13 protein-coding genes and 3 pseudogenes are annotated in these 16,956 nt (G+C 39.5%); 5 read left to right on the top strand and 11 right to left on the bottom strand.

The features are described from left to right. Positions 1-207 precede the first annotated feature (207 nt). Positions 208-531 (top strand): potassium channel family protein, encoded by a 324-nt coding sequence (locus H7T93_RS09755; protein ID WP_048790114.1) that lies wholly within the window; start codon positions 208-210, stop codon positions 529-531. Here H7T93_RS09755 and H7T93_RS09750 read toward each other — a convergent pair. From H7T93_RS09750 to H7T93_RS09740, 3 genes are all read right to left on the bottom strand, one after another. Continuing rightward, a complete protein-coding gene (locus H7T93_RS09750; protein ID WP_002891204.1) occupies positions 502-783 on the bottom strand; it encodes a protein rep in 282 nt (93 codons plus the stop codon). The two genes, H7T93_RS09755 and H7T93_RS09750, sit on opposite strands and share 30 nt — an antisense overlap. Before the next feature lie 312 nt (positions 784-1,095). Then, the gene (gene uvrC, locus H7T93_RS09745) at positions 1,096-2,880 is read right to left on the bottom strand and encodes an excinuclease ABC subunit UvrC (protein ID WP_002891205.1); all 1,785 of its coding nucleotides are present in this window, start codon (positions 2,878-2,880) and stop codon (positions 1,096-1,098) included. A gap of 71 nt (positions 2,881-2,951) precedes the next feature. Next, complete coding sequence (locus H7T93_RS09740; protein WP_002891206.1) at positions 2,952-3,647, bottom strand: YjjG family noncanonical pyrimidine nucleotidase; 696 nt, start codon at positions 3,645-3,647, stop codon at positions 2,952-2,954. Positions 3,648-3,925: 278 nt separating this feature from the next. Between H7T93_RS09740 and sdaAB the strand changes: the two genes are divergently transcribed. Both sdaAB and sdaAA read left to right on the top strand, forming a co-directional pair. Further along, complete coding sequence (sdaAB, locus tag H7T93_RS09735) at positions 3,926-4,597, top strand: L-serine ammonia-lyase, iron-sulfur-dependent subunit beta (protein WP_175057628.1); 672 nt, start codon at positions 3,926-3,928, stop codon at positions 4,595-4,597. A gap of 12 nt (positions 4,598-4,609) precedes the next feature. Then, positions 4,610-5,479 (top strand): L-serine ammonia-lyase, iron-sulfur-dependent, subunit alpha, encoded by an 870-nt coding sequence (gene sdaAA, locus H7T93_RS09730; protein WP_148512552.1) that lies wholly within the window; start codon positions 4,610-4,612, stop codon positions 5,477-5,479. Positions 5,480-5,564: 85 nt separating this feature from the next. Here the strand turns inward: sdaAA and H7T93_RS09725 are convergent, their stop codons facing one another. From H7T93_RS09725 to H7T93_RS09700, 6 genes and pseudogenes are all read right to left on the bottom strand, one after another. After that, positions 5,565-9,473: a GH32 C-terminal domain-containing protein gene (locus H7T93_RS09725; RefSeq protein WP_148512553.1), complete on the bottom strand. Its 3,909-nt coding sequence runs from the start codon at positions 9,471-9,473 to the stop codon at positions 5,565-5,567. A 442-nt stretch (positions 9,474-9,915) separates the two neighbouring features. Beyond that, positions 9,916-10,851: pseudogene (locus H7T93_RS09720) on the bottom strand (IS30 family transposase). 178 nt (positions 10,852-11,029) lie between these two features. Then, positions 11,030-12,862: a GmrSD restriction endonuclease domain-containing protein gene (locus H7T93_RS09715; RefSeq protein ID WP_070475457.1), complete on the bottom strand. Its 1,833-nt coding sequence runs from the start codon at positions 12,860-12,862 to the stop codon at positions 11,030-11,032. 4 nt (positions 12,863-12,866) lie between these two features. After that, a complete protein-coding gene (locus tag H7T93_RS09710) occupies positions 12,867-14,216 on the bottom strand; it encodes a DUF262 domain-containing protein (protein WP_070475459.1) in 1,350 nt (449 codons plus the stop codon). A 194-nt stretch (positions 14,217-14,410) separates the two neighbouring features. Then, complete coding sequence (locus H7T93_RS09705; protein ID WP_014634653.1) at positions 14,411-14,854, bottom strand: 8-oxo-dGTP diphosphatase; 444 nt, start codon at positions 14,852-14,854, stop codon at positions 14,411-14,413. Positions 14,855-14,914: 60 nt separating this feature from the next. Beyond that, the gene (locus H7T93_RS09700; RefSeq protein ID WP_070475461.1) at positions 14,915-15,433 is read right to left on the bottom strand and encodes an RDD family protein; all 519 of its coding nucleotides are present in this window, start codon (positions 15,431-15,433) and stop codon (positions 14,915-14,917) included. A 129-nt stretch (positions 15,434-15,562) separates the two neighbouring features. Here H7T93_RS09700 and H7T93_RS09695 point away from each other — a divergent pair, with 129 nt between their 5' ends. Then, the gene (locus tag H7T93_RS09695) at positions 15,563-15,865 is read left to right on the top strand and encodes a hypothetical protein (protein WP_173018693.1); all 303 of its coding nucleotides are present in this window, start codon (positions 15,563-15,565) and stop codon (positions 15,863-15,865) included. A gap of 88 nt (positions 15,866-15,953) precedes the next feature. Here H7T93_RS09695 and H7T93_RS09690 read toward each other — a convergent pair. Next, a pseudogene (locus tag H7T93_RS09690) lies at positions 15,954-16,052 on the bottom strand (XRE family transcriptional regulator); the annotation flags it as partial. A gap of 186 nt (positions 16,053-16,238) precedes the next feature. Then, complete coding sequence (locus H7T93_RS09685) at positions 16,239-16,751, bottom strand: NAD(P)H-dependent oxidoreductase (RefSeq protein ID WP_201041932.1); 513 nt, start codon at positions 16,749-16,751, stop codon at positions 16,239-16,241. 32 nt (positions 16,752-16,783) lie between these two features. Here H7T93_RS09685 and H7T93_RS09680 point away from each other — a divergent pair. Beyond that, positions 16,784-16,956, top strand: a pseudogene (locus H7T93_RS09680) (transposase); the annotation flags it as partial.

Here is a 16,956-nt window from a genome sequence, read left to right as displayed (position 1 = left end):
TATATTGTAACTCGTTTGGAGTTTTTTTGTTATGACGGTATAACCTTCGATGCGCACCCGCATAGCGGGTGGTTTATTTGTTTCGCACCTTGGGAGCGAAACGGACTTAAAGTCACATAAAATTAATATAAAAAGTGTCTAAAATACATATTTAGACACTTTTTGTATGCTATAATTTTCATTAACACTATAACAAAGGAGAACCAAATGAAACGTTTAAATACTCTATTTCATATTATAAAAGTTACAGGTTTTACTCAATTTTTGATAAGTTTTGTAAGTTTTATTTTTATTTCAGGAGGAATACTTTTATTAGTTGAACCTCAAATAAGTAATTACTGGGATGGACTATGGTATGCTTTTGTCACATCAACAACAGTAGGTTACGGAGATATACTAGCTACTACTCTAATCGGACGTATTACTAGCGTCTTTTTAACTGTATATGGACTTATTTTTTTTGGATGCTTATCAGCCGTAATTGTCAATTACTACAGCAAATTAAATACATCTAATAATAAAACTGACTAACATATTTCTTAGTAACTGTAAAAAATAATTCTTTCTCTGCCAATTCCAAACGGCTACAATTTCCTGACCTCGCGATACTTCTTGACTATCCTCTCCAGTCTGAACAAGATTACCATCTTCGACATCATCTAAGTCTAATTCTTTCTTGATAGTCTTGAAGAGTTTTCCAAATCCAATCTGTCGTTTCCGATAAAGTCCCTCAAACAAATCACCCGTTATCCGTTCCTTCGTCTCTTCAGGCAAGACAATCACTTGTTTGTCATTCTCTTTCTCGACATCAAATGGATTTTACTAATATTTCTCAAAATTATGAGGCTGGGACAAAAGTCCTAGCCTCTTTATTGTTTTTGGATTGTCGAGCAAGACGCAGTGGTTGAGTGGGCTCTACTACGCTGATTTCATCAGCTTTTACTGCCCTACTCAACTGTGCGGAGGTGGGACGACGAAATCGAATTCTAACGAATTACCGATTTCTGTCCCACTCTCAAGAAATAGAATTCCTAGGAAATCATTGAATTATCAATCACCCTACCAAGTTTTTCTGAGTTACTTGAAAAGTCTAACTTAATTGTTATCATTTAATTTATCTAACAGAGCCTCTGCTACTTTTTCTGGAATGCCAAGTGCTTGGATGTCCTCAACAGTAGCTTTTTGGATAGCTGTCATAGACTTGAAGTGTTTGAGAAGTTTTTGTTTGCGCTTAGGTCCAAGGCCCTCCACGCCATCAAGTTTGGAGCTGAAACTATTTTTACTACGAACTTGACGGTGGAAGGTGATAGCAAAACGGTGAACTTCATCTTGGATACGGTGAAGAAGGAAAAATTCCTCGGATTGCCGTGGCAAATCAATGACCTGCAAGGGGTCCCCAAAGAGCAATTCGTTGGTTTGGTGCTTGTCATTTTTCTGAAGCCCCGCAACTGGGATAGAAAGATTCAATTCATTGCGTAGGACATCCTTGGCCACATTGACCTGTCCTTGACCACCATCCATGATAATAAGATCTGGTGGTGTTAGCCCATCGCGTTTGACACGACTATAACGTCGACGAATGACCTCACGCATGCTGGCATAATCGTCAGGCCCTTCAACCGTCTTAATCTTGTATTTGCGGTACTCTTTTTTATTGGGTTTTCCATTCTCAAAGACGACCATGGCGGATACAGGGCTCGTTCCCATGATGTTAGAGTTATCGAAGGACTCGATGCGAACCGGTGTCGGAATTCCCATGAGTTTGCCTAGATTTTCAATGGCTCCTTGGGTCTTGGCTATATCTTTTTCAAGAAGATCAAATTTTTGAGTCAGACTGACACGGGCATTTTTCGTCGCCAGATTAACCAACTGCTTCTTCTCGCCACGTTGAGGTTTAAAGACCTTGACCTCATCTCCAACTAGAGCTTCGACAGACTCTTGATCAATGTCTCCTGGAATGAAAATCTCCTTAGGCTTGAGATGACGACTATCCAGATAAAACTGACCCATATAGGTTAGAAAATCTTCCTCAGCATCATTATAATAAGGGAACATATTGACATCACGCTGAATGAGTTTTCCTTGGCGAACAAAGAAAACCTGAACACACATCCAACCCTTGTCCACGTAGTAACCGAAGATATCACGGTCCTGCATGTCCTGACGGATAACCCTTTGCTTGGTCCTCAGCGTCGATACTGCCTCAATCAAATCACGATACTCCGCAGCACGCTCAAACTCCATCTGGTCAGACATATCCTTCATCTTGGCCTTAAGCTGATTAACGATTTTATCATCATGACCGTTTAGGAAATTCTTGACATCCTCAACCAAACCTTGCCAATAGTCCTCAGTGGTGTGACAGATGGTATGGGCATTACATTGGCCAATATGGTAATAGAAACAGACCTTGTTGGCGGGATTTTTACATTTCTTAAAGGGGAAAATACGGTCCAACAGTTTCTTGATTTCATTGGCCGCACCAGAGTCTGGGTAAGGACCAAAATAGAGACCGCCATCCTTCTTAACCTGGCGGGTAATCAAGAGCCTTGGATAGAGCTCCTTAGTAATCTTGATAAATGGATAAGACTTGTCATCCTTGAGGCGGATGTTGAATTTGGGCATATTCTCTTGGATAAGATTAATCTCCAAAAGCAGGGCCTCAATATTGGACTCGGTTACGATAAATTCAAAATCTGCAATCTCAGATACCAAAAGCTCTGTCTTGGTATCATGACTTCCACGAAAATAGCTACGCACACGATTTTTTAGATTTTTAGCCTTACCGACATAGATAATATTGCCGAATTTGTCCTTGTGGAGATAGCACCCAGGATTGTTTGGGAGCAATTCCAACTTATGTTTAATCAGATCATTCATGCTTTCATTGTAGCAAAAAAAGAGCTGAAAAGCTCTTAGTAGTCATAGGTAAATACAATTTGAAAAGTGGTCTATTTGCTCAAAATTGTCAAAATTTCTTGGTAGTTTTTGACTTGATAAGTTGGAACAGCTGGAGTCTCATTAACCAAACCATTTGGATTAAACCAAATGCTGTCAATTCCTGCATTATTACCACCTTGAATATCAGCAGTTAGACTATCACCAATCATGAGGGCCGAATCGGAATGAAAGTCATTTACCTGATCCGAAATTTTTTCAAAAAAGTCAGTAGACGGTTTGTGGGCACCCACTTCATCTGAAATGAAAATATCGTCGAAGAATGGCAAGATGCTTGAGGCTTGCAGACGACCACGTTGGATGTAGCTAACACCATTAGTTGCTGCATATATCATGTGACCTCGGTCTTTAACATTCGATAAGAAAGCATGGGCCTGAGGCAACTCCTGCCCCTGTTGGCTCAAGAAATGCTGGTAACGGCCAGCTAAGTGACTGCCATCAACCTCCTGTCCAAAATGCTCAAAAAGACGAGAAAAGCGCGTGCGAAGCAATTCCGGCTTAGTGATTAAACCATGATTGAGATCTTCCCACATGGAACGATTCATGGGGATATAGTGATCCTTGTAAACTTTAAGATCTCGTGAAGCCACCCCAGCCTCTTCAAGAAGGTAGGTCAAAGCCAAATCTTCAGCACGGTCAAAATCTAGGAGGGTGTGGTCAAGGTCGAAAAGCAAATGCGTGTAGGTCATGGTATATCCTTTCTAACTGGAAATCTTTAGGCTCTATTTTACCACAATCCAGCTACATATAAAGAAACAAACACAAAAAGGCGACCCGCAGGCCGCCCTCTCAGATTTATGAAAAATAAGTATTGCTTACTTAATAGACTTCAATTATATCCATTGAACCTTAAAGAAAACTTAAAGTCGGTTGTTTTTTTACTATTCCTATAGATTTTTACTTAAACAGCGAATCTCTCTAATTCGTGGTATACTGAAAATACAAGATTAATCAAACGAGGCGTGTTATGAAAAATTTAAAATTTCAATCCGTTTTTGACATTATCGGTCCTGTCATGGTCGGACCTTCCTCTAGTCATACTGCAGGAGCTGTTCGTATTGGAAAAATTGTCTCTGCCATTTTTGGTGAAACACCGACTGAGGTGGAATTTCAACTTTTTAATTCCTTTGCCAAGACCTATCGAGGTCACGGGACTGATGTAGCTCTAGTAGCTGGTATTTTAGGGATGGAGACTGACGACCCTGACATTCCGCACGCACTGGACATTGCATACGAAAAAGGCATTAAAGTCTACTGGAAAATCAACAAAGATAGTAATGCGCCGCATCCCAACACCACTCGTATTACACTAAAAAATGCTACAAAAACTATCTCTGCCACTGGTGTTTCCATAGGTGGAGGGAATATCCAAGTGACTGAGCTCAATGGTTTTGCGGTCAACCTCAAAATGAATACACCTACACTTATTATTGTTCACCAAGATGTTCCAGGAATGATTGCTCTTGTGACCGATATTTTATCTCGTTATGGTATCAATATCGCTCAGATGACCGTCACTCGAGAAAATGCTGGTGAGAAGGCCATTATGATTATAGAAATTGACTCGCACCAGTGTGATGAGGCCGTCAATGAAATCGCTAGAATTCCTCATCTACATAATGTCAACTTTTTCAGCTAAGAGGGGGATTGCATGTTTTACACTATTGAAGAATTAGTTCAACAAGCTGACCGTGATTATCAAGGCAACATTGCTGAACTCATGATTGCCACAGAAACAGAGCTAACTGGACGTGAACGTCCTGAAATTCTAGCTCTTATGACTCGAAATCTTGAAGTGATGAAAGATTCTGTTCAGGCTGGTTTGTCCCCAGAGAAATCACCGACAGGCTTAACTGGGGGAGACGCTGCCAAGCTGGATGCTTATATCAAAAATGGAAAGACCCTGGCTGATTCTGCTGTTCTGGGTGCTGCTAGAAATGCCATGGCTGTCAATGAATCTAACGCCAAGATGGGCTTGGTTTGTGCCACACCAACTGCTGGATCAGCAGGTTGTTTGCCCGCTGTTCTAACAACAGCTATCGAAAAACTGGGCTTGAGCCAATCACAACAATTAGATTTTCTCTTCACTGCTGGCGCATTTGGTCTAGTCATCGCAAATAACGCCTCAATTTCTGGAGCAGAGGGAGGATGTCAGGCCGAAGTTGGCTCTGCCTCTGCTATGGCTGCTGCCGCTATTACAATAGCTGCTGGTGGAACACCCTTCCAAGCTAGCCAGGCCATCTGCTTTGTACTAAAAAATATGTTGGGACTCATTTGCGACCCAGTAGCCGGATTGGTCGAAGTTCCTTGTGTCAAACGTAATGCTATGGGAGCAAGCTTTGCCCTAGTAGCTGCCGATATGGCCTTGGCAGGTATCACATCTGCCATTCCAGTCGACCAGGTAGTTGATGCTATGTATCAGGTCGGTTCAGCTATGCCAACTGCCTTCCGTGAAACTGCTGAAGGTGGCTTAGCAGCAACTCCGAAAGGAAAAGCATTAGCAAAAGAAATCTTTGGATGATTTTTTAGAATAATCACAAAAAAACTTAGAAGCACTCATACTTCTAAGTTTTTTCTTCTTCCATAGCCCTCTCAACGTTTTGATCTTAGCTAAATAGCCATTTTGTCAAAAAGTGCCATGTTTCTTTGGCAATACTTGCAAGGAAGGTTGAGAGACTAAATGCGTTGAATTTTTTGAGGAGGTTCTCAACTAGTGGAGTGACAGTCTTAGGTGTTTCCACTGGAGTCTTATTTTCTTCTTGCTTATCAGTATTATCCTGAGATGGATTTGGTACTGTACTTGTATTGTCATAGCTATTATTTTGTCCAGTTGGTCCAGGCTCTGGAGCAACCTCAGGTTGATGCTCAGGTTCATCCGGTTTATTTTCCGGACTTAGTTCTGGACTAGGGTCTGGCTGAGGATCAGATTTGATTGGTTCGTCAGTGGTGTCACTGCTTGTTTTCGTCATTTTTTCAGTAACGAAGAAGTTTTTGAATTCTACTGCTCCATCCCAAAGACCGACACCTACATGGGCTTGATTGAAGTAATTATCCACAGCATCAAATTGATGATGGAGCACTTCCTTACCATCGACATAGACTGTCATGGTGTCCTTGCCCTTTTCAACCTTGACATGGTGGTACTGACCGTCATTGATGGCCTTATCCAAATGAGCTTCAGCGATGGTTTCACCTCCAAAACGGAAGAGACGAACAGTATCATTGTCAGCAAATTGGACAGAGTAGGCACGACCTGGTTCTTCACGTTCCGCAGCTACAAAGAGGTTGACCAAACCATGTTGGTATTTGACATCGATATCATAGTCAAATTGCTTGAAGCCATTACTTTCATAGGCCATGAAGAAGTCATTGGCACTGACATTGCTGTCGTAAAGGGTATCGTCATCAATATACCAATTACCAGTGACAGCTTTCAAACCTTTAAGGTTGGTCGCAAAATTATTGAGAGTGATGGCAATCTTAAAAGTCTTACTCAATGAAGGATTTTCAACTGAGGTTGCTGTGACAGTGAGATGACCTTTATGAAGAGCTTTGAGAGAAAGTTTATTGTCATGTTCAGTGAATGTCACCAAACTTGGATCACTAACTGTCCAACTCACATCTTGCTCTTCAGAAGCTGGTGCCAGGTAAACCTGCAAGTCCTTACTTTGACCAACTTCGAGGGTCAAGTCACCTGCAACTATGGTGTTCATGGCAACGGCCTTAGTGACTTCCTTCTTGTCAGTCCAAGTACTCTTAATTGGATAAATAGCAATGTTTGCTTTAGCTGGACCACCTTCAACCAAGACACTTGCTCCAACGGCTCTTGGACTTGGGAAAATCTGGTTAGCACCTGCCACCGTATTACCCTTAGCAAAGACTTCCACACTCGCACGGTCCACATAAAGATGCAAGTCAATAGAACCATCTTCATTGCGAGTCACTTGTTGGCTATTCACCTTAGCAAAGGCATCTGAAAGGATTGTACCAGATTGGCTACGGTCAATAGACAAAGTTTCCTTGGTTAAATCGTAAACGACCTTTGTAGCTTGACCATCGCCAACGCGAAGGTTAAATCCAACTGCTGTCGTGTCCTTACCTGGTACAAAGTGAGAAACCACTTCATAAGTGTCACCTGAGAAATCTTTAAGCAGTTCATTGTCAGAAGCTACTCTAACATTTTCAAAATACTGGGCATTATCTGTATCACGAAGGCTTTCATAGGCCTTAACAGGTGTTTGTGTTAAGAGGTAACGGTCGCCTGATTTAACCAAACCAAGGTCAAGGTTAAGGTTAAAGGTACCATTAAATTTTTGACCAACAGTATCTGCAACCAGATTGCAATAATCTTCCCAAGTGTTCATCCAGTTGATTTCAGTCAATTGAGGGATGTTTGGATGGTCAGCTGTCCCAAAATCATGCACATAATAAGTCATGGCAGCATAGGAATCCTTACCAAAATTCATGATTTCATCATGGTCTTGGTAAACTTCATCAGCTACAAAGGCCCACTTACCATCCACTTGTTTAAAGTCTCCAACCTTGTAAGAACGACCACCACGTGAGAGAACCCACTTGAGTGCCCCATCATTGGCCACAATTGGATAGAGGTCAGGACATTCTGTATGCAAATCCTTATAGGTTGTTTCAACCTGCCAGTTCTTCAAATCTGGTGAGGAATAAATGCGGAGTGGACCACCAGCAAGGACCATAAACCATTGGTTATCCCAGCGAAAGACCTTAGGGTCACGGAAATCTTGGTTTTGAAGAGGATCTTGAGACCAGTCAGCAACCACCTTGTCATATTTCTGCCAAGTTCTACCCTCGTCCTCACTATAGGCGATTTCAATCCGTTGCCCATTACCATTCGAAGTGATAATAGCTACCAGACCACCCTCCGAAGATTTGAAGAGGCCTGAGCTATTGGTACTATCAACCACGACAGAGCCTGAGAACATGTGACCTGTTGCATCTGGATAGAAGGCTATCGGCTCCTCATCCCAATGAAGCAAATCTCGACTAGTCGCATGGGCCCAGTGCATTGGACCCCATTTGGTATCATCGTAAAATTGATAGAAGAGATGATAACGTCCCTTGTAGAAGACCAAGCCATTAGGGTCATTAGCCCAGCCATCCTTAACAGAATAATGATACTGATCACGGTAAAGCTCGTTGTAATAGACATCATCACTCTGCCTGCGATGGATATTGACACGGTAGGTCAAGGTCACAGGACGGCCAAGCGAATCGGTCACACTACTTTCAATGGTAAAGTAATTGGCATCGACAGCCACTGGCAATTGAGAAATATCTGTGTAAACATTTCCCTTGGCATCTTCAACCTTAATGACAGCATTTGGATTATGCTTAGTGATGTCAAAGCCTACTGTCTCAGCATTGTGTCCCACATATTGAATATGAAGCGGTTCTTCGGAGAAGAATTGGGCTTGTTTTTCAACGGAACCTGTCTTTGAAGTCACTACGAGATTGTCAATCAAAGGAAGACTCTCATCGTCAAGATTGACATAACGGGTGTTTTTGAAAATAACATTGGCATTCCAATTAAGAAGTCCAAAATAACCTTCTGGAAGAACTTGAGGTTGGCCCTTGTCACTTTTTTGAAGAACAGAATCGCCTGTACTTGCGACAAGCACATCATTGACATAGTAAGATAGCCATTGATTAGCCGCAACTACTCTAAGATTATAGGTTTCATCAGCAGTTGGTGTCACATCTTTTTCATCTACAAGTTGAATATCCTGATTATTGACCCAACGCCAAAACTTAACCTTATGGTTCCCAGAGTCCACATTGACCCCGTACATATTTTTGTCACTGCTATCATTGTTGCCACGGAAAATGAGGGCAGCTGCACCACCAACTTCCTTGAAGGTCACATCCGTAGAATAAACAAAATTTTTACCTTCAGATTTAGAATAAAGGAAAGAGTCTCCCTTGTCTTTGGCTTCTGAATGAATGCCATCAGCCTTCATTTCCCAGTGACCATTTTGATCTGCGGTCATCCCTTCAAGATTGGTAACTGCTTCATTATTAGGCAAATCCGTTTTATCTTCTGTCACATGAACAGGACTTGTACTATTGGTTTCAACTGGCGTTTCTTGACTAGTCTGGTTCAAATCAGCTTCTTGCGTTTGGTTAGGTACTTTCTCAGCCTCACTAGCCTGTGTTTGGACTTCTTTTGGCTGATTAGGACTAGGCTGAGTGGGATTCTCTTGAGCTGTTTTAGTAGATTCGGAAACAAGAGACGGGCTAGGCTCTATCACTTGGGGGACTTCTTTGGTCGTGCTAGGAGCAAGCTCCGCTTGAGGAGCAACTTGATGATCAGTCTGAGCTACCACCTCCTGAGGTATTGGGCTCACAGTTGCCTGTTCCACTTGGTCCGCATATACAGGACCAGCCAGGGCCAAGCCTGCAAAACTTACCAAGGCACAGCCATAGACCCATGTCTTCCCACTTTTACGCATAAACCAATTTTTACAAACAGTATCATTCATGACTCTTCTCCTTCTTTAGAGCAACATTAAATGTTAACTCAGTTTTCATAAAAATTCAAAGTCAATACATTCGCCTTTATTAATAAGCCTATCAAAGTTTCCGGAAATATCTTTAGGGTTTACATTAAAAAGGTAAACGCTTACTTTTAATATCATTATAGCACTATAATCTGAAAATGCCATCTTTTTCTGTAATATTTTTCATATAAATGAAAAACTTCCGAATTTGCCATTCGAAAGTCTCTTGCTTATGCTAAATCTGAGCCTGTTAGTAGGCTATTTCCAATAATACCAATGGTTACAATAGCAATCCCTAAGAATCCCAAAAGGCTAGGTAAAAGCAGCCAGTAAAATCAAAAGGCTAGCACTCCTTCATCCAGAACCCACCCGAAAGATTCATTTTTCGATTAAAAATGATAAATTGCAAGAATAAGTGCAACATTTAGTCAAACTCATCCTCTAGAGCTTCACAAGCAGTTCTGTAAGCTAAACATTTTCGCGGTCTGTGATTGATATCATATAAGGCTTTGTTCAAAGCCTCCTCAGAGATAGCGGCTAAATCTGTTTTCTTTGGGAAATATTCTCTTAGTAAGCCATTTGCGTTTTCATTGCTTCCTCTCTGCCAGGATGAATAGGCGTCCGCAAAGAAAAAGGAAATTCCTAAGTTCTCTACCAGAGGATAGCAGGCAAACTCTTTTCCCCTGTCTGAAGTGAAGGTTTTAAGAGCCTCTTTTGGAAATAGCTTACAAAGTTGTTCGATGGCTGAAAACATGGATTTGGCTGTTCTGTCTGGTATCTTGAAAGCTAAGTAAAAACGAGTTTTTCGCTCTAGAAAGTTCGCTAAACAGCCCTTACTTTTGCCTCTGGAAGACACCACAGTATCGAGCTCCCAGTGGCCAAAAGTCTCACGATTCCTGACCTCTTTAAGACGTTTGGCAATCGACGTGCCAATCCTAAATGTCCCACGTGTTTCTTTGGGCTGTCGACTTTTTCCCTTTCGGCGCAGGACGCTTAAATCCAGATCAATCAAACCAGCATAGAGCCAATTATAGATGGTTTTAAAAGCTACCATTGGCTTTTGTTCAAGCTGATAGCGACCACAAATCTGTTCAGGTGACCAAGAGGCTTTTAACCCCTTCTCAATTTTCTTTTTCAACTTTGGTGTCAAACAAGACTTCCGACCCTTTTGCTTAGCCCTGTGGTCGTACTGTTCCTGTGCTCAGACGGCGGAATAACCATTTTGGCATCGTCTTAACTCTCTTGAAATGGTACACTTATGGACACCAAGTTTACTTGCAATTTGGCAAGATTTCAAACCTAAATCCAAGTAAGTTTCTATCTTTATTCGGTCGGTTATGGTAAGATGGGAGTAGCTCATAGTTTTTCCTCGGGTTCTGTTTGTGTGGTTACTTACAGTTTACACCAATGAAACGCTATGAGTTTTTTTGTTGCACTATATTTTACAATTTATCAAAAAGAAAAACTGCAATTTCTACTTTACAGTTTTCTTCTTTCCTATAATTTTTAGCTTTTCACTATTTTGAAAAGATCAACACTTATTTGTACTTTTCTATCTCCGTTTCTAATAGACTGAGCATGCTAGCATTGTGCTCTTTGACACTGTTATTATCCCATTTTCGATCATATTTCTTGAGCAGGTCACTCATCGCCTTCAACTTGGGACTTTGCTCTATTATATTTGGAAAATGCTCAACCTTCTCAATTGGAAACCGATTCGAAAACTTTGAATTGGCTGAAACAGTGATGAGAGCAAGATTCCCCAACAGATCTCTATTTTCAACAGTCACTGAATTATCAGCGTTAATAGGGTGCTGAGGGAAGAAATGTTCGATAGAATTTCTGAACTGGAATTGGAAATTGCTAAATTCAGATGCTCTATCCCTCGCCAACAGATAATCCAAATAAGTAAAGACAATCCGATCGATACCAAATCCACTTCGATTTCGATAATCTGAAGATTCAATTTTTTGGCAGCAATACTTTTCTAAGGTAGGGATAAGGAGTTTGCCATCTTGCTCTTTATTCACATTCGTCAAGACTCTAGCAATCCAGTGCATGGTCTTAGGGGAAGTATAGGTCACGCGCAGGCAAGATTCTAGGAGTCGTAATTGTTGATTATCCGTTCCTTCTTCTTGATCCATTGAGTCTAAAGTAGATTTATAGGATGGTTTTCTCCCCTTTTTATCCTCATACATGACGAGCTTTTGTAAAGACCATTTCCCTTCGACCTTGTATTCACCGATATATTCTCTTTTAATAATATAACGATCAAATAGATACCGATACTTCAAAAGAGCATAGATAAACTCCAAGGCTTTTTCTTTACTAGCCCATCTGTCCTTTAATAAGTCAAGGAATCGCTTATCATCTAATCCACTATCACGATCCGTCTCAGTCATCTCCATGGCTTCATTGACCTGCAAAAGAAAATTTGGAAAGTTAATGATAGACTCAAACCGTTCATTTTCTTCTTCCCTATCATCAATTTGATTAGACACAGTAGGATCCGGCGCTTGCAAGATAGTTTTTAAGGTAAATTGAGTCTCATCACTGTTATTTTCTGCATTAAAAATGTCACGAAGATCTGAGAAGTCAGCCACCCTCAGCATATCCCAATTTGCACTAAATAGTTTTTCACGTATTTTTACTGGGAGAACCATCTGAAGATAGTTGTCCATTTGTGCACAAGCATCCCAAATCGTAGCTGCAATTAGTTTATCTTTTTTGTCCTCTTCACTGAATCCATTTTCAGACTTGATAGCACCCAAAATCTTTGCTTTCACAATTTCATGGAGCTCCAATTGCTCTCCACGAGTATTCATGATCTCAAAATAGTGATTCAAATCGATATTTTGAGGAACCTGGGTTCGGATGATTGTTACAGTAGAAAACTTATCTTTAAACCGTTTTTTATAATCATCATTAGCGTTTTTGCTCTGGAAATATTTCTTAATTATTTCATATCCTTCTACTAACTCTTCTGAATAAAGAGAAGGCTCTTTACTATCCATTACAGTTTCGATCTCACCTAGAGTGATGTTCGATTTTTCTCTAGCTTCAAATTTCAAAGGATTTCTTTCTACAGAAGGATGATCCAGATAACGAAGAAGCAAAAACAAAGTAGTTAAGCGTTGCTGGCCATCGATTACTTCGTAAACTCGAGGTTGGACTTGATTGACCACTAAACTGCCAAGGTAATATTTACTTGAATTAGTTTCGTCAAGATCATCAATATCCATTAGCAATTGCTCAATTTCATCTTTTCTCCATGCGTAATTTCGTTGATAGATTGGGATGACATAGTTGACATTTTCAAAAACATTGTCCACATTCAATTCATCTGGTTGAATATACTTTTCACTTCTCATTAGACTAGTCCTCCTCTCCAAATACTTTATCATAGAGTTTTTGATAGCGTTTTTTATTCACGTTGGAATTCTGGAAAGCTTCCTTTGAGATAATATCTAAAACAATGGTATCCAACCCTATCGGATCCTGCATTTCAGAAATCAAAGCAAAGAGATTCAATCCCTTATTGATACGATCTGATTGTCCTTGTGCGTACTTATTTACCGATTCTCTATAGACTGCTTTCATGATCAATCTTAGAGAATAAGCCCATCTATGTAGAAAAGACAATCTTGCAGGTGTCAATTCCTTCATACTGAATTTGTCGACATAGAACATCAAAATATTTATAAAGAGATTATAAACATAGAGATCACCAGTTCCGTTTTTTATGACCTTTTCTTCATTAAAGCTACTATCGACCAAGTTCACAATTTCTCTATAGAGGTTGGCATAATGCAAGGTGTATGAAAAGAATCTCTTTCCCGCAATCAAGGGTTGGGTTAACTGGAATTGATTCAAAGGAGTTCCAGTTGTTAGCTCATACACTTTGTCAGCATTAAAACGTTCCACATAAAGATGAGAGGCTTTAGCATAAGTCGCAAAATGATGGGGGTTCGAAGGTTTAATTCCCTTAAAAGTTTGAATATCTTTAGTAGAATAATGAAGGCCATTTTTGTTCTTATACCATCTCACTAAGGGGAAGAGATTGTCTGCAAAGAGATCCTCCAGTTCGCTTTGATTTTTATTTTCCCAAGCTTGTATGATCTCAATCTTATCACTTTCAGATTCATCGTTCATTTCTCGTAAATGATAAGATTTCAACAAATCGTGTGGTGAAAGAGCCTTCCCACGAGAATTCTGGGAGTCAAAAAATTGAAAAGCTTCCTGCTCATCATTCGTGATAATCTTTACCAAAGAACAGTTATCAAGAAGATAATCAGCATACTTTTTAACTTCTTGTCCGTCAAACTCTCTTAGCTTGCGCTTGATGATTTGGAAATTATGCACGATCGCTTCTCTAGATAGTTCATTATATTCCTCATTCAGCAAGGATGAAAGATTAGCATATGATGCCTCTTGAAGTATCTCATACACCACAAATAAAAGAATAGAAAGAGTTGTTAAGCGCTGCTGGCCATCGACAATATTAAGTTTAGAAGATGCGTCATTTATGTTTTCTCTGTGGAGTACAACAGACCCCATTCGATATTCTGGAATTCTATTCTTAAACGCCTCATAAGTATCTGTGATCAGTCTAAGTGCTGATTGTGTTCCCCAACGATACGGTCTCTGATAATTAGGAATCGCTAACCTTTCTACCATCATTTCTCTAACACTGACAATGCGCAAATTTTCATTCAAGTTTGACATTGAACAACTCCTCTATCTACTTCAATTTCTTTAAATACGGTTTTATATCACTCATTATAACATTTTAAGAAGTCAACTCAGGATTGATGACGAATTTTTATTTTTTTATTTATGACAAAGAAAAACAGCCAACCATTGGGTTAACTGCTAAAAAAAGTTATCAAGTTAATTATTAAAAGAATCAGTATCCAAATTCACTTTAAATCGTACTTCCAGTCTTCTCCATCTTGGTAGTAGAAAAATTCAGACAGGTCTTCTTCAAGAAAGATACGAAGCATATCCTCCATATCTAGAGAGAGGTCTAGATTTGGCAATTCTTTCAGGTCCTCCCACCAGACTTCCCCCTCTTCAGAGGATATTAATTCTCCGTCAAACTTTTCTGTCTTATAAAAGAGAACTACATAACGAATGCCGTCTTCTACCCAATCTTTCATTCCACAAATCCGGGGAGAAGCAATCCTTAAGCCAGTTTCTTCCTTCACTTCACGGATTACTGCTTCCGTAAATGATTCTCCCGCTTCGACATGACCACCAGGAAAGGTTATGCCTGGCCAGTCCTTTTTTTTACGATCAATAACAAGAACTCTATCGCCGTCTCTTACCATACAAAGATTTGTAAACTCAACAGTCTCATTCATACAAATACTTCCTAACTATGTTTGTCTTTTTCTTTAAGGATAGGATAAACAATCTCTACCCTATTCTTCTTTTAGTTGCACTTGCGTATGTGCTAGCAGGTCGCCAAGATGTCTCTTATCTTTTCTAAACATCGTCATTGCCAGTAAGGAAACTGCGAGGAGAGTCCCCGAAATAGAGAGGATAATGGACAATACATCAAAATTACTATAGAAACCATGAATCGTGCCCATATGACCTATTTGCCAAGGTAAAAATTTAATGGTATTTCTGATCAAGCTAGCCTGAACTGTTTTTTTCTGGTAGACCAGTTGAAGTCCCGCTTTTGCCTTTCCAAAACTGCCATTTTTTGCATAATCCAAGAATGTGAAAAGGAGCGTGATTGGCAAAACAGAGGTGAAAAATACAAGCCACTGCGACTGAATTTCTGTAAACTCTGGGACGCCATTAAAAAAAATAATGTATATAAGCATAGAACCTAAAAACAGAAGAGCTAAATAAGCTATAATAAAAAGATAATCGAATAGAAATTCAATCATTCTTTTTTTAAACGAAATAGGATTGATTGCTAAAATCTTCATCGTCCTCTCCTACTTTATCATTTAGTATTATTATACTATACTGACAACCTTAAACCAACCATTTAGAAAAAGGAAAAACTTTATCTCGTTAAGTAACTTCTATTCATCTCCTATTATAGCAAGCTTTCCTTGATAAATCAGCATTCCAACAATAGAAAAACTGCAATCTGGATTTACGTCATGCATCATGACTATAAAGACATGAAATCTGTTGTAGATAAATTGTATAAGATTATGCATTCATGTATGCAACATTCCTATCAACCAGGTATCATAGTTTTTGAAGCAAAATACTATCTCTTCTATGAGAACAATAAAGATAAAGCAACAGAGCTCTATCATACAGCCACCGTACTAGCCAAAGCCTTCGGTGACCAAGTCTTCATCAAAAATCTTAAAATGGAAATGAAAAAAGATTTAAACTTAGAATAGGCAAATATATCAGCAACATTTTAAACATGATTCATTCTAAATGTAATAACTATCAAAGAAGCATCTGAGTTTGACCTCAGATGCTTCTTATCTTTCCTGAATATCGTTGAGTAAACGAAAGTTTTTCGGCAACGAATTTTTGAGTGAAATCATTGTCTTCTCTCAAATCCCTTAAACGTCGGTACATCAATCTTTCTCCTAAGGAAAAGTATAGAGGAAAAACAGGAAAAATTTTATGTATTGTCCTAATTGGACAATATGAAATATACTCAATAATATCCACTAGTATTCAAGTATATTGATTGATGCTTTATTGTTTGAAACAGAAAAATAATAAAGTATATTCCATTTATAGAGGGTTGATATGTCTTATTTATATTATTTGTAGGTATTTATTTACTTTATTTGATAATAACTCTTGATCCATGTTTAAAGTACCAGTTATGATAAGAGGTTCCAGAAATGTTAGAACTGTCAAATACTGAATCGTAGTGATAGGCTTTAAAATCTCTTCAATTGTTACATGGAAGCGGCCGTTTCTCGTGTAGTCATCTTGCCCAGCTCCAAAACTAGCTACCAACATGACTTCCTTGCCTTGTAAGGCAGTACCATTCGAACCATAGGCCCAACCGTATTCAAAAACAACGTCAAACCACTGTTTCATGAGGGCTGGCGTTTGGTACCAATAAATTGGGAACTGGAGTACAATGCGATCACTTACCTCTAGAATCTTTTGCTCCGTTTTGACATCAATGTCAAAATTGGGATACAGTTGGTACATATCTCGCACGTCATAACCAGCTCCAGCAGCAGCTGTTGCCAGTTCTTTATTAATGCGTGAGCCCGTTTTTAATTGAGGGTGAAATGTAAAAATTGTGGTTTTCATATCGTTTCTCTTTCTTATCTTAATTATGCTTGACCTTCCTTAGACACAAACCATACATCAAAAACGCACTAGAAACACATTACTCAAATGCAAAATTGGAGGGGACCAATAAGCTTATCAAAGACATCAAACGTCTGGGCTTCGGTTTTAGAAACTTTATTAACTTTAGGAAGCGTGTTTTCATCACTCTGAACATACAAAAAGA

This window comes from Streptococcus sp. 9.1, assembly GCF_016648815.1.
GTDB classification, from domain to species: domain Bacteria; phylum Bacillota; class Bacilli; order Lactobacillales; family Streptococcaceae; genus Streptococcus; species Streptococcus salivarius_E.
The sequence above is the reverse complement of the archived record's forward strand: the minus strand, read 5'-3'. Positions and strand labels throughout refer to the sequence as shown.